This window comes from Pseudomonas sp. MWU12-3103b (assembly GCF_023100615.1).
Lineage (GTDB): Bacteria > Pseudomonadota > Gammaproteobacteria > Pseudomonadales > Pseudomonadaceae > Aquipseudomonas > Aquipseudomonas putida_A.
Genome location: NZ_JALMEY010000003.1, coordinates 284,452 through 297,919, shown reverse-complemented (window position 1 = coordinate 297,919; position 13,468 = coordinate 284,452). Strand labels below are relative to the sequence as shown.

The window sequence follows — 13,468 nt, the reverse complement described above, 5'->3', positions numbered from 1 at the left end:
AATCAAGATTTCCTAGTCAGTTTACTTTTTATCTGGCGTGCTCTTTCAATAGCTCCCCAGATCCATAATAAGCCGCGCTGAGATAGGTATCCTTCTGGCCATCCGGTACTTTCCAGCGCTCTGATCAAGGCCTTGACCCCGCCGACTGAAATACAAGCTCTAACCCAGATCGACGTGGGAATTACCGCACTCTTATCATCAAATCGCCCCAAACCAAAACTTTCATTATGATTAAGCTTGAAGAAAGTATCAGCGATGACTGCTGGAGGCATATCAACAATTCCCGCCCAGCAAGCTACCGCCAATTCTTTGAAAGAGTCCGACATTACCGCGTGAGAGCGAATAACATTACCTACGTCACTAGCAGCTTTTATTACACCTTGCTGAAAATAAGTAACAGAGTCGAAAAATATTGAATTCTCCGAGTTTTGAACTAATTTTTCAGCAATAAAAACACCAGCATCCAACTTGTAAGCTACAACGCTCCCGTTTGGAGAGTTACAGAGCATTTCAATAGGTGCTACCTTTGCGAAGAGCGTCGAATCGGATTGAGAGAAATCATTTCTGTCAGGTCCAAAAGCGTACTTCTTGGTATTGCCAGGTTGAACATTGAGGAATTTATCAAGACCAAGATAAAAACCATCAATTCTCACTTCCGGAAGCAAGTAGGCCAAATTATCCTGGATCGTTCCACGCCATCCTATGTCAACAATGGCGGCCTTTCCCTCTCGAGGAAAGCCCTTGGAAGCCAAATAACCCAGCAAAGCATCTCTTTTCAAAGACAACTTTACTTGCAACTTCGCTTTAAACGTTTCATCTCCAAAAAGAGCCTTGAAGCGACTATCCAGCCAAGGATATTGGACATCGATATCTAAAGGAATCCCATAAGATTTGATCAAATCGGAAAAACTGTCGATATCTATTCCCAGGCTACGAAATAGTGCCTGTATTGACTGGGTGCTATAAAGTGTCCAGATGCGCATCAATGCATCTAGGGAAACATCAGGCAATGAAGCGGAAAAGGTTGCGACACGACTGACTTCAAGAAGAACAGCTTCCGGTATCGGAACACCGAATGGATCTTGAACGGCAATCGCATCATAAACCTGTTTAAAAAATTCACCTTCGCGAGTGAAAAAGAATACTTTTTCATGACCTAGCTTTAAGGCTTGCTCCATAATATCGAGCACAAAGCCGATCAATAGCGGCGAGTTAGCAATACCGCTTCTATACAAATCCTTGGCCCGTTGGCTATCGGTTTCCAAGCATGCGTCGTTCGACAGATCACGTAGAACGCTTCTGATAAGAGCTTGGTTATCTTCGAATGCAGACTCTCTTTTCAAACGCAACGCGTGCTGCTCTTTAGGAAGAAAGTGTGTTGTTTGAATCCCAAACTGCTTTGGCGAATGCACATCTGAGTGTGCGTTGTCGCCAATATGCATTACATATTCGGCTTCGATGTTCTCAAGATTCAGCACATGAGGGAAAAGCTTGCCGCTCCGCTTATTCAAACGAACATCACACGAACTATATCCCGAAGATATGTCCTTACCATACCCAACGTGAGTCAATAGGCTCTGCAGCTCCATCGCACCCATGTAGAAATCGGAAACGAATACCTTTTTGGCATCTGGATACTGCTTGAGTACATAAGCGATATCAGGGTCCTGGTAAGAGACTCTACGTTCCTGCGAAACCTCTGCATCAAATAAATCATCGACAATAGAATCAGAATTACTGGCATCCGTAAGAACTGACTTAACCCAACAGGAATAAACCTCGCGCAGTTGGTACTCATCGTCGAACCCCATAACCCTTTGAACTTCGCCAACATGCGCTTCAGCACCTCGCCTGGCATTGAGCAGGGCCTTGACACTTCTAAAATCTTCTTTAATGTCAAAGTAACGAGTTAACAATAAAAAACGGCACGTGTGCACTTTCACCGCATCAGGATGACATACCCTACGAATTAGAGTATCCCAAACATCAATAGTAACCAGCTTTATATTATGCATGCGTCAAACACCAAGACGGCGAAGAACCCGCTTTAAGAAGCGCACCCCTCGTTTAAACAAGCTCACCATTCCTTTCCCTGCTGGCGCGACGTAAGCAGGCTGGCTTAACGTTTTCACTATATCGTGCGTGCTCACGCGTGCAGAACTCACGGAGTGTGGATTTTGCTCGTCCCGAAAACAATTAAACTGGTCCTGAACATGAGCTTCAACAGCCGCTCCTTGACAAGCCGGAGCTACTACCGCAGGTAAAGAATAACGTGTGGGTATCTTTCCGCCAGCTACCTGACGACTACTGACACCCGCATCGATTTCATTAACTATAGACAGAAAAGTAGCAACTTCCTGCTCAGCTCCTCTGCCCTTCATGAAGTTAACACCAAAGTCCGACATTCTTTGTAGTACTTCATTATCAGACAATAAAAACAGGATAGCCTCAGCTATGGACTCAGGTGTCTGGTGAGCAAGCAGCACTCCCCCCTCCGGCAGGTCATAAAGGTTGTTATCTCGATACAGTTCGACAGAAGGCAACCCTGCAGCCATCATATCAAATGGATTGCAAGACGGATTACTGGAACTAAGGCACAGGCCTACGTGGCACTTGTTATATAAATCGTTCAGTCCTTCGAGATTTAACAAGCCTGCATTGGTGTACTCGAACCAAAGCGGCGGGCTCTGATCCGTTCCAACTAGAATAATTTCTACATCCGGTCTCATACTTTTGACAATACCTAATGCCTCAATACCGAGCTGAGGGCATCGCCGAGGTTTGTCATGCTGATAAATAAAGCATATCGCCGGCCGTTCTTTTAACCTTTCCTTGTAGTTCCGTTTCACAGAAAAGCTATTAAGATCAGACGAAAAGTCCAAAAAATGGGGCTGATTACCGTATTGACGATTTAGTTTCGTTGCCAGCCACTTACCATAAGTAATTGTCTGCAAACCGTAAAGGTATGAATTCTCCGCAAATACTGTTCCATCACCAACAGGACTGAAACACGCTTCAAAATCTTGAACGAGATAAAGCTTATTCTTCGCGCTCGAGTCCCTTACGATTTTTGCCGTATCCCAACGCGTCGCCATTACATAGTCATAAAAACCATCAATTTTCGCGTTACAGTAGATATTAAATCCCTTTGCGCCATAAAAATCGAACGCCTCTTTCTTAAGCTGATCCTTTGTCTTAATACCTGCATCGAAGACATATACATCACATTTAAAGCCAGCAGTTGTGAGGGCGTCCGCAAAATTAAAAATCCTCGCCACTCCACCAGAACCTCGGATAGGGGCTGGGGAAATAATCGCAAACTGTTTCATGGACACTTACTCACTTAATCAAACGAATTAATTTTGCAGCCTTAAACAAAAAAGATTTTTTATATCCATCCAATTCTTCGCGGGTGTTTTCAATTGTCAATGTCATATCCTTGATAACAGATTCCATGCTACTGATTTCTGCCTCTTGACTGATGACGACCGCGGATGCAACTTCGAGATTCTTTTCACGCTCATCAATCATAGTTGTCATTACGTTCATCCCCAAAACCTTCTCATCAATGATTTTGGTTTGAGCGTGAACTGTTTGATCTCGCTCAAATATGAGCGACTCCATCAACTTCATACCCTGGATATTGCTATTAATGATCTGCGCCTGAGCTGCAACAGCCTTTTCTCGCTCTTGTATTACCTCGTCACGGAGGAAAACAGCTTGAGCGAAAGCCGTCATGTTACTCATCTTTTCAATCAACTCGTTTGTTTTACTCAACACAGACAGCGTGCTTTTTCTAAAACAAACAGTGACAAAGAAGTTATTCAAATCATAATCAACAGCTTCGACTTGAAAGCCCACACTTTTCGCCATATATTCGAAAGTGGCTTGCGAAGGGAAAAAATAATGTTCCGGATACACATACTGCTTACAGAACATAGGAAGTTGCAAGATAAGGCACCCTCCCTCTCTGAGCATTTCGTATAGCTTACCAACCAGTTGCATTGGGTTTTCCAAATGCTCGAGAACGTGCCAGAGCACTATTGCTTGAACATGTCCGGTAAGCGCCGGCACCACATGATCAAGAAACTGACCTCCGGGAATTTCGAATAGTCTATCTTGAGCCAACCCGTAATGCTGCCGGGCCAGTGCGACGAGTTTTGGTGCAGGCTCGCAACCATAAGCGTTGTAACCTTCATCCAGTAAAGCCCGTAGCAAGCTGCCTCTTCCAGAACCCAGCTCTATAACAAGATTATCCGGATCATTTGAGCCCAAATATGTCTGAAGATCGCCGACAAGATTCTTGACATTTGAGAGGACCTCATCAAGCTCATCTTTACTGCTTTCGTCCCACCAATCCTCATGAAACTTCACTTGCTGCAATGTTGCGCTGACTTCAGGCTCTGAACCGACAATATATTCTGGAATAAATGATTGACAGCAACTGCAAATAGCAACATTAATAGCTACATTATCAGCGCCCCAAAAAGACTCCGAGTATACGAGACCCTCACTACCACAGAGATTGCAAATATTGCTCATCTCGCCACTCCATCGTATTCAAACTTGACAAGATTATTAGTAAACAAACCATGAATAGGCGTATGCGATACACTCTCGAACGCAATCAGGCTGTGCGCCCAGCATTCGACAATATGATTCATAGGGTCAACACCTCGACCCAACCCCAGTGTCAAAGTGTACGCGCCATTGGCAATCGCTGGCCACTTGAAGCTTAGGGAGGCACTCACCTTTCCAGACGAGCTGATTGAAAACCCACGATCTATAGAGAGTGAGTTATCACCACATACATACATTCCATTACGGTCAACAATCAAATAACCAACAATAGCTTCCTCAACCGCCTCAACAGCAATAATGTCCATATCAATCAGAATCACATCACCAGGAAATACAGTCATGCTATCCGAGACGACAGCCACACCATTGACTGTGGTTGAAAAGCTCTCAAATTTGATAGTTTGTTTGCCACCCATAGCCTCAATTGGGACGAGTTTTCTCTCTGGTGACTTTTCGAGCGACGAAATAGCAGTAGACAAAGGGGGATCGGAAACATTCGCTTTAAACACAGCATCTGGCTCGCCATGATTGATTTTCATGAACGTTTCAATGCCTGTTTTTACGTCGCCGTTGAAAATGACTGCTCCTTTGTTCAGCACTATCACACGAGAACAAAAATTATAAATTGCCTGCATATCATGCGTTACTAATAGCTTGGTGCAGGCTTCAAGCTTTTCGCGCATATATCGAATACATTTTTGCTGAAAGAAAATATCACCAACAGCAAGCGCTTCATCAACGATAAGGATGTCTGGACGCAGGTGAGCCTGCACCGCAAATGCGAGCCTCACTACCATACCACTGGAATAAGTTTTTATTGGCTGGTCCATGAACTGCCCGATTTCGGCAAAGCTAGCAATTTCGTCAAATTGACGATCAACTTCCTTTCTTTCCAAACCCAAAACCGCAGCGTTTAAATAAACGTTTTCTCGGCCAGTAAACTCCGGATTAAATCCCGACCCAAGTTCTAGCAACGCAGCAATACGCCCACTGGTGGTAATATCACCACTGGTAGGATTCAATGTGCCACATATCATTTGCAAGAGGGTAGACTTGCCACTACCGTTCCTGCCGATAATCCCTACCGTCTCCCCCTTCAAAATATCAAACGAAACATCACTAAGTGCGCTGAAGGATCGATAATATTGGCCTGGAGCACGACCTAACGCTTGTCGGATTTTCGGCAATATAAACTGCTTCAAGCGATCATGAGATCGTTCGTAAATCTCATAGTGCTTACTTATATTTTTTACGTGAATTGCTACATTGTCAGAGCACATCAGCAAATCCTTTACGAGTCTTTTGAAACCAGAAAAAGCCAAGCCAAGCAAAAAGAACACTGACTACAATATAGATACCTAAAATTCCAAAATCCGGTGCCACACCCCAATATAGAATCCCCCTCACACTCTCAATCACAGGCGTTAAAGGATTCATATAAATGAAAGATCTATACTGCTCTGGTATAGCGGTAACTGGATAAAATACTGGCGAAAGAAACATAAGCGTTGTTGTGAGAATCCCGATAAACTGAGAAACATCTCGCAAAAAAACTCCGAGCGATGCCAGCGCCCAGCTTATTCCCATTATTAAAAACACAAGCGGTAGTAATACGAGTGGCAGATAAAGCATAGTGATATTTGGCCACCCAAAAAAACACAGGTATGCGATCAACCACACCACCATGCTGACTGAAAAATGAAACAGAGCAGAACCTAAATTAACCCAAGGCAATATCTCTAGAGGAAAAAGGACCTTTTTCACATAATTTGGATTACCGACAATAAGCCCCGGTGCGCGAATGATGCATTCTGAAAAAAGACTGAACACCATCAACCCGGCAAAAAGTATGAGTGCAAATTCTGTTTTTGAGTCGCTGCCCACCCCCCAACGAGCTTTGAAAATAATACTGAATACAAACGTGTATACTGTAAGCATGAATAATGGATTAAAAAATGACCACAGGATCCCCATGAATGATCCTCTGTATCGCCCCACAACTTCACGCTTTACAGAGGCATTGATCAAGCCACGATTACGCCAAAGACTAGCTGCCAGTTCACGGGGGCTGGCTGAAAACTTTTGCATCAGGTAAACACCTCTGGGTGCTTAGGGCACACGGTAGCAGCAATTCTTGCTGTTTTGATGGACTGGCTCAGAGATGGCCAATTGAAGTAACGCCACAGATGCACTGTGTCGCGAGCCGCACATAACCGTCGTAAGGTCGCATGCCCGGCAGTTTTTTTCAAGGTAGTTGTCATTATGGAAAGCCAGCAATTCAAGTCTTTTCGCCCCTATACCTCTCCCTCAATGGCTCCACAAGACCTCCGCTTAAGATTTCTTCTTGTTTCCCACCGGCTCCTCGGGCCACGGTAAAAATGCACCAATGGTAGCCCGATGAACGTCATGAAACCGACGCTCTCGTCTCTCCTCGTCGCGACCAGATACCAGAGAACAAGGACCACCCGCCCCATCAGATTTAGCTAACAACGTTCACCACATCCCGCAAATACTCGCGCCTCACAATACCGTAGTCAGACCATAAAACTTTGTGGCCTCAGAAATTATCGAATTGGACACGCCCCCCTTCAGGAATAGCAAATCAATTCAAATTTGAGACTTTCCGGCGCTCATTAAGTATGCGAGACCCGCGAGCGGTATATACGCAATACATATACCGACCAACGCATTAAAAAAACCCTGAACAACAAATACGGATACAGGAAACAAAAACAGCATATTAATTACAACCACACTCATCGCCACCCTTTTATGGCCCCATCTACGCGCCGCGTACTGATAAGCATGAGTGCTATGTGCCTGATACACTTTTTCACCACGAATCAATCGCCGACCAAGCGTCCATGTAGCATCAACAATGAAAACCCCAAGCAATATAATCCAACACCAAATTAATCCAGGCTCAAGCCAGGCAGCTTGAAGAGCCAGCGCCCCAAGAATAATGCCCAGGAAACCACTTCCAGCATCCCCCATGAAAATTCTGGCAGGAGGAAAATTCCAGTACAGGAAGCCCCCCACCGCGGCCGCCAACATTAACGGCCCCGATACTAACTCGACGGAACCTAGTAGAACATAGATCAGAGAGGCACTAAGACACACACTAATTGCTTCGACACTTGCCAAGCCATCGATACCATCCATGAAATTGTATAGGTTCAGCATCCAAACCAGAAACAGCGCTCCCAAGCCCCACCCCCACCAACCGGATGCTAGCGACACACCCATAATCTCGATCGGAGCCACACCGTTAAACCAAAACAAAACCCAAGCCGACGCAGCAAAATGCCCCGTCAGGCGCCACCGTGCAGCTATATGACCATGATCATCTGCAAAGCCAATGAGTGCGACTAATAACCCCGCCCCTATCAAACCAAGCATTACTGGCAACTCGATCCAACCTTGCAAGAATGAGATTGGCAACCCGAGCAAAAAAAACACTACGATAGATACCCCTCCCCCACGAGGCGTTGGGACCGAATGTGAACTACGTTCATTGGGAATATCGAGCAGACTCCGAGCTATGGCGTATCGACGGAAGAAGCCAGTTAAGAAACAGGAGCCGAGAAATATCCCTATCAACAAGAGAACAATCATTTTTTCAGGCTGCTCCTGTAATAGTCGGCCGTCTGGCGTAATGCCTGATCAGCGCTAAGAGGTGGAGTCCAATCAAGTACATCTTGCGTATGCCGGATATCGACTTGTAACGAGCCGCACAGACGCGCATAAAAATTCGACTTGCCCAGTAGATAAGCTGCCACTTTCAACACCACTACAGGTACAGGTAATAACTTAGATGTTTTACCCAACGCAAACGCCATTCGCCGCAGAAGCTGAGTGGTAGATAAATCCTCACCATCACTTACCAGAAATACTTGACCAGCGGCGGCAGGCTTCGAAATACAGGTCACCACCAAGTCGACGAGATTAGCCAAAGCTACGATACTTCGCTTATTTCTAATACTCCCCAGTGGTAAAGGCAATCCACAATTGATCCAGCGCATCATACTAAGGAAATTAGCTTTGACCCCAGGGCCATAAACCAATGGAGGACGAATGATGACCACCTCCATCCCCGATTCCCGACCGATGTTTTGCAGGGCAATCTCGGCTTCGAATTTTGAGATCGCATAGGAATCGACAGGCGCCGGGACATCGGAAGCCTTGAACCTATTGTTACGTTCTGTATGTTCGCCATTAACCTTAACTGAACTAATAAAAATAAAGCGTCTAACACCTGCCCTTACCGCACTTTTCGCTAGGTTAATAGTCCCATCAACATTGACTCGTCGATAGGCTGCCAGACTATCTTCGGCAATCTCGTGCATCACGTGCACTCTCGCAGCACAATGAATGACAACATCAACACTTTTGAGGGATGGCAATCCTGCCGACTGCTCGAGGTCAAAATGAATAACTTGACACAACCCGTTCAACCGCGAGCCCGCCCGAGCTGCTGCAACAGGAATAAACTGATTGTCGAGCAACAACCTGAATACTATGGCCTCTCCGACAAACCCGGTCGCTCCTGTCACTAAAACCTTAGGACAGCTCATTCGAGCCTACCTCCTGTCAATGCAGTCGCCCAACAAACGAAGAAAAAAAATACTTTATCTCGCGCCCGCCGACGGCAACTCCAAAAGCTAAAGGAGAGTTTTATTCGCTGCATGCGAGACAACGCCAACCATTTCTGGACGAATGGGTCCGTGTCTTTTCCGACCAAAAAAGCAATCAATTGAACTTGTGAAAACCACCATCCATCATGGATAGATTTATAACGGCGAATGAGCGAACTCAGCCCCGTATTGGCGCCAACCTGATTGCGATCATGCTGTCGATAATCCATTGAGGGGTTCGGGTCTATAAACCAATTAAAACCATGGCTACGCGCAAAAGCATAGCAATACCAGTCATGCAAACTAACCTCTTGAATGTCGACCCAACTCGCTAACATACTGGCTTTTAGAGGTTCTAACAGCTTTTTGGTCATCACATAAGTACAGCCAGGGCCCGCAGCCTCAAAAAGGAAATCCCAGCCGACTTGTGGCTGAGCCTTATTTAATAACTGCCGCCTACCATCCGGCCAAAACGCGGTGACGTTACTGGAGTAACCATCGACCTTCAAGGTTTGTATAGTACGAACTGCGCGCAGAAGTTTATCAACGTACCACACGTCATCCTGATCCGAAAACGCAAAAAAATCGTATCCATCCAGATCAACGTCGCGCATCAATCGAAAGAAATTGCGCGAAGCACCTCCGAAAATCCCGGCGACTGGCAGAACAACAACCTGCGGGTGAAGCTTCGCATATGCTTCGCACAAAGCCTCAGTTCCATCGCTGGACGGGTCTATACTAAGATAGATGGTTACATCAACTGCTTCCTGGCAAAGGATCGAGTTTAATTGCTCTTCGATCCACTGCGCTCCGTTGTAGGCTGCCAGTAAAACTGCAACTTTAAATTGTTTTCCTGGCATGCCATTCCTGCTTGCACCGGTTAATTGCTATCGCATAAAGATTTGCCTTTCGAATTATCGGGCAGGCGAATCCAAAAGCTTTTGCAAGTACTGACCGTAGCCTGTTTTTTTAAGAGCATCGGCTTGTGCACTCAACTGTTCGGAATTGATCCATCCATTGTGGTACGCAATTTCTTCCAGGCAAGCAACTTTAAGCCCCTGACGCTGCTCAATGGTATGTACGAAGTGACTGGCTTCAAGTAAAGAATCATGAGTACCTGTATCAAGCCAAGCAAAACCGCGCCCCAGCATTTCTACGCTTAGCGTCTTCCGCTCCAGATAAGCCCGGTTCACATCGGTAATTTCCAGCTCACCACGATCCGACGGCTTAATACTCTTTGCGATATCGACCACGTCGTTATCGTAGAAATATAGCCCCGTTACGGCATAGTTGGACTTAGGTGTCAGTGGCTTTTCTTCAATGCTCAACGCACGACCGGATGCATCGAACTCGACGACGCCAAAACGCTCCGGATCGGAAACGTGATAACCGAAAACAGTAGCACCATGCTCTTTAGCACTAGCTGAACGCAAATTGTCGGAAAAGTGCTGACCATAAAAAATATTGTCACCAAGTATCAGACAGCAAGGGTCTTCGCCAATGAACTTCTCACCAATGAGAAAGGCCTGTGCAAGACCGTCCGGGCTTGGTTGTTCGGCATAGATCAAACTGATGCCATACTGGCTCCCATCACCCAACAGCTTTTGAAAGCAAGGCAGATCCTGCGGTGTGGAAATAATCAGAATTTCCCGCATGCCTGCAAGCATTAACACCGACAGCGGATAAAATATCATCGGCTTGTCGTAAATCGGCAACATCTGCTTCGATACGCCGAGAGTCAAAGGATGCAGACGAGTGCCCGAACCACCTGCGAGGATAATGCCTTTACGATTTGTCGTGGTCATTTGTTCAGAACTTCCCTAAGCATTCGGGTTACACCACTTCGCCAATCCGGCAAGTGTAGAGAAAAATTTTCACACAGCTTTTGAGTATTTAACCGTGAATTCAGAGGACGACGCGCAGGTGTTGGGTAAGCAGCCGTATCAACAGGATTGATCGTCTTCACCGCAAACACCTCGCCTTGACTTCTGGAATAATCGATCACGTGGCAAGCGTACTCATACCAAGACACCTCACCAGCAGAGGTCAAATGATAGAGCCCTTCCAGCGCAGGATGTCGTATAGCCTGGTGAATCGCTTGAGCCGTAACATCAGCGATCAACTCCGCCCCTGTAGGCGCGCCAATCTGATCATCAACGACATTCAACGTTTCGCGCTCTTTTGCCAATCGCAACATAGTCTTGGCAAAATTATGGCCCCGCGCCGAATAAACCCAACTAGTGCGAAAGATAAGATGCCGACAGCCACTAGCAAGTATAGCCTGCTCTCCGGAGAGCTTGCTGATGCCATAGCGATTGACCGGCACAGCTACATCCGCCTCTCGCCACGGAGTAGACCCACAGCCATTGAATACATAATCTGTTGAGTAGTGGACCAGCAAGGCATTACACCGACGCGCCTCTTGCGCCATAACGTCTACTGCCTGAGCATTCACCAAGTCTGCCAGCTCATGCTCGGCTTCAGCTCTATCAACAGAATTATAAGCTGCAGCATTGACTATAAAATCCGGCGCAGCCTTACGGATTGTTGAGCGCAAGGCTTCCGTATCGGACAACCCTCCCGAAAGCCCATTGACCGACTGCCTATCCAAGGCAATCAGTTCGCCCAAAGGGGCAAGGGAACGTTGAAGCTCCCAGCCAACCTGCCCATTCTTTCCGAATAGAAGGATTTTCATGCCTTGTTCGAACGACCTGCATAGTTCTGATCTATCCACTGTTGGTAGCTTCCACTTTTCACATGCGCTACCCATTCAGTATTACTCAGGTACCATTCAACAGTCTTTCGAATCCCGGTTTCGAAGGTTTCCTCTGGCGTCCAGCCCAGCTCGCGCTGGATTTTACTGGCATCGATCGCGTAACGCTGATCATGGCCCGGGCGATCCTGAACGTAGGTGATCAGATTGGCATGCGGTCGATGAGCAGAGTCTGGACGGATTTCATCGAGTAAAGCACAAAGGACATGCACTACCTCGATGTTTTGCTTCTCGTTATGACCACCGATATTGTAGGTCTCTCCGATTACACCTTCCGTCACGACTTTGTACAACGCACGAGCGTGATCTTCTACATACAGCCAGTCACGAACCTGATTGCCTTTGCCGTAAACAGGGAGAGGCTTTCCTTCCAGTGCGTTGAGAATGATCAGCGGGATCAACTTCTCAGGGAAATGGTACGGTCCATAGTTGTTCGAGCAATTGGTGACCAATGTCGGCAAACCGTAGGTACGCGCCCAAGCCCGAACCAGGTGGTCGGAACTGGCTTTGCTGGCCGAATAAGGCGAACTTGGCTGATAAGGCGTGGTTTCTGTGAACAGATCTTCCGGACCTTCCAGATCACCATACACTTCGTCAGTCGAGATATGGTGAAAACGGAAGTTGGCTTTACGCGCATCATCCAGAGCAGCCCAATAGTGGCGCGCCGCTTCAAGCAGTGTGTAGGTACCGATGATATTAGTCTGGATAAACTCGGATGGACCGGAGATCGAACGATCCACATGGGATTCTGCGGCCAGGTGCATGATCGCATCCGGTTGATGCTCACGTAGCACGCGGTCGATTTGATCACGATCGCAAATATCGACACGCTCAAATGCATAACGCGAGTTTTGGCTGACTTCCGCCAAAGATTCCAGATTGCCGGCGTAAGTCAGCTTATCAACGTTAACGACAGAGTCGGCGGTATTGGAAATGATATGACGGATGACTGCCGAGCCGATAAACCCGGCGCCGCCGGTTACTAGAATTTTCACGCGAAACAATACCCTTGAGCTGCAGACAGGCCACCGACGAGCACTGTCTAATCCATGAATGCGAAAGCCGCAGAAAACGAAGCTTCTGTCAGAGTCAGTCTGAATCGATATGGGAATATGCCACTATCGAACAAGGGTAGCATTTTACAGCTTAATGAATCTTTTACTAATGGATATGGATAGGTTGTGACGCAATTTCGACAGACGCCCTGCGCCTGTCGCTTTCAAACAAGACGCTTGCGCGCAGCTTTGGACGGACGCCCCAGAAACCAGCCGAGTATTGGGCCAATCAACATACCGATGAGCAATGCCAAAACCACGACAAGTGATACCGGCAACTGCGGACCAGACAAACCCAGAAACAACAACGATACCGACTGCTGATTCTCAAGCACAAACGCCAGAATCACCAACACCAGTAAAAGAATAAAAACACCAAGAAGTATGCGCTTGAGGTTACGCATGGGTTACTCCCTGTGTAGAGA

The 13,468-nt window shown here is 46.6% G+C and carries 12 protein-coding genes; all 12 read right to left on the bottom strand.

The genetic code is table 11. From position 1 onward, the window contains the following. Positions 1-2 precede the first annotated feature (2 nt). Positions 3-2,015: a hypothetical protein gene (locus M0808_RS07435; protein ID WP_225135873.1), complete on the bottom strand. Its 2,013-nt coding sequence runs from the start codon at positions 2,013-2,015 to the stop codon at positions 3-5. Between the two features lie 3 nt (positions 2,016-2,018). Then, positions 2,019-3,329: a hypothetical protein gene (locus M0808_RS07430; protein WP_247840530.1), complete on the bottom strand. Its 1,311-nt coding sequence runs from the start codon at positions 3,327-3,329 to the stop codon at positions 2,019-2,021. 10 nt (positions 3,330-3,339) lie between these two features. Next, the gene (locus M0808_RS07425; RefSeq protein WP_247840528.1) at positions 3,340-4,542 is read right to left on the bottom strand and encodes a class I SAM-dependent methyltransferase; all 1,203 of its coding nucleotides are present in this window, start codon (positions 4,540-4,542) and stop codon (positions 3,340-3,342) included. Then, on the bottom strand, positions 4,539-5,861 hold the full coding sequence (locus M0808_RS07420) for an ABC transporter ATP-binding protein (protein WP_225135878.1): 1,323 nt from the start codon (positions 5,859-5,861) through the stop codon (positions 4,539-4,541). The genes M0808_RS07425 and M0808_RS07420 overlap by 4 nt, the downstream gene beginning before the upstream one ends. Then, positions 5,851-6,669, bottom strand: a complete 819-nt coding sequence (locus M0808_RS07415; RefSeq protein WP_225135880.1) for an ABC transporter permease — start codon at positions 6,667-6,669, stop codon at positions 5,851-5,853. The genes M0808_RS07420 and M0808_RS07415 overlap by 11 nt, the downstream gene beginning before the upstream one ends. Before the next feature lie 519 nt (positions 6,670-7,188). Next, positions 7,189-8,196: a glycosyltransferase family 4 protein gene (locus M0808_RS07410; RefSeq protein WP_247840526.1), complete on the bottom strand. Its 1,008-nt coding sequence runs from the start codon at positions 8,194-8,196 to the stop codon at positions 7,189-7,191. Beyond that, entirely contained in the window at positions 8,193-9,155 is a 963-nt protein-coding gene (locus M0808_RS07405) for an SDR family oxidoreductase (RefSeq protein ID WP_225135884.1), read from the bottom strand. The genes M0808_RS07410 and M0808_RS07405 overlap by 4 nt, the downstream gene beginning before the upstream one ends. Beyond that, on the bottom strand, positions 9,152-10,075 hold the full coding sequence (locus M0808_RS07400; RefSeq protein WP_225135886.1) for a glycosyltransferase: 924 nt from the start codon (positions 10,073-10,075) through the stop codon (positions 9,152-9,154). The genes M0808_RS07405 and M0808_RS07400 overlap by 4 nt, the downstream gene beginning before the upstream one ends. 54 nt (positions 10,076-10,129) lie before the next feature. Continuing rightward, complete coding sequence (gene rfbA, locus M0808_RS07395; protein WP_225135888.1) at positions 10,130-11,020, bottom strand: glucose-1-phosphate thymidylyltransferase RfbA; 891 nt, start codon at positions 11,018-11,020, stop codon at positions 10,130-10,132. Continuing rightward, positions 11,017-11,910 carry a dTDP-4-dehydrorhamnose reductase gene (gene rfbD, locus M0808_RS07390; protein WP_225135890.1) on the bottom strand — a complete coding sequence of 298 codons (894 nt, stop codon included), beginning with the start codon at positions 11,908-11,910 and terminating at the stop codon, positions 11,017-11,019. The genes rfbA and rfbD overlap by 4 nt, the downstream gene beginning before the upstream one ends. After that, the gene (rfbB, locus tag M0808_RS07385) at positions 11,907-12,983 is read right to left on the bottom strand and encodes a dTDP-glucose 4,6-dehydratase (RefSeq protein WP_225135892.1); all 1,077 of its coding nucleotides are present in this window, start codon (positions 12,981-12,983) and stop codon (positions 11,907-11,909) included. The genes rfbD and rfbB overlap by 4 nt, the downstream gene beginning before the upstream one ends. 224 nt (positions 12,984-13,207) lie before the next feature. Then, positions 13,208-13,447: a lipopolysaccharide assembly protein LapA domain-containing protein gene (locus M0808_RS07380; RefSeq protein ID WP_225135894.1), complete on the bottom strand. Its 240-nt coding sequence runs from the start codon at positions 13,445-13,447 to the stop codon at positions 13,208-13,210. Positions 13,448-13,468: the final 21 nt, after the last annotated feature.

Excerpts from the sequence above, each read along its gene's own strand:
- M0808_RS07435 (WP_225135873.1), bottom strand. The coding sequence starts at position 2,015 with ATGCATAATATAAAGCTGGTTACTATTGATGTTTGGGATACTCTAATT.
- M0808_RS07430 (WP_247840530.1), bottom strand. The coding sequence starts at position 3,329 with ATGAAACAGTTTGCGATTATTTCCCCAGCCCCTATCCGAGGTTCTGGT.
- M0808_RS07425 (WP_247840528.1), bottom strand. The coding sequence starts at position 4,542 with ATGAGCAATATTTGCAATCTCTGTGGTAGTGAGGGTCTCGTATACTCG.
- M0808_RS07420 (WP_225135878.1), bottom strand. The coding sequence starts at position 5,861 with ATGTGCTCTGACAATGTAGCAATTCACGTAAAAAATATAAGTAAGCAC.
- M0808_RS07415 (WP_225135880.1), bottom strand. The coding sequence starts at position 6,669 with ATGCAAAAGTTTTCAGCCAGCCCCCGTGAACTGGCAGCTAGTCTTTGG.
- M0808_RS07410 (WP_247840526.1), bottom strand. The coding sequence starts at position 8,196 with ATGATTGTTCTCTTGTTGATAGGGATATTTCTCGGCTCCTGTTTCTTA.
- M0808_RS07405 (WP_225135884.1), bottom strand. The coding sequence starts at position 9,155 with ATGAGCTGTCCTAAGGTTTTAGTGACAGGAGCGACCGGGTTTGTCGGA.
- M0808_RS07400 (WP_225135886.1), bottom strand. The coding sequence starts at position 10,075 with ATGCCAGGAAAACAATTTAAAGTTGCAGTTTTACTGGCAGCCTACAAC.
- rfbA (WP_225135888.1), bottom strand. The coding sequence starts at position 11,020 with ATGACCACGACAAATCGTAAAGGCATTATCCTCGCAGGTGGTTCGGGC.
- rfbD (WP_225135890.1), bottom strand. The coding sequence starts at position 11,910 with ATGAAAATCCTTCTATTCGGAAAGAATGGGCAGGTTGGCTGGGAGCTT.
- M0808_RS07380 (WP_225135894.1), bottom strand. The coding sequence starts at position 13,447 with ATGCGTAACCTCAAGCGCATACTTCTTGGTGTTTTTATTCTTTTACTG.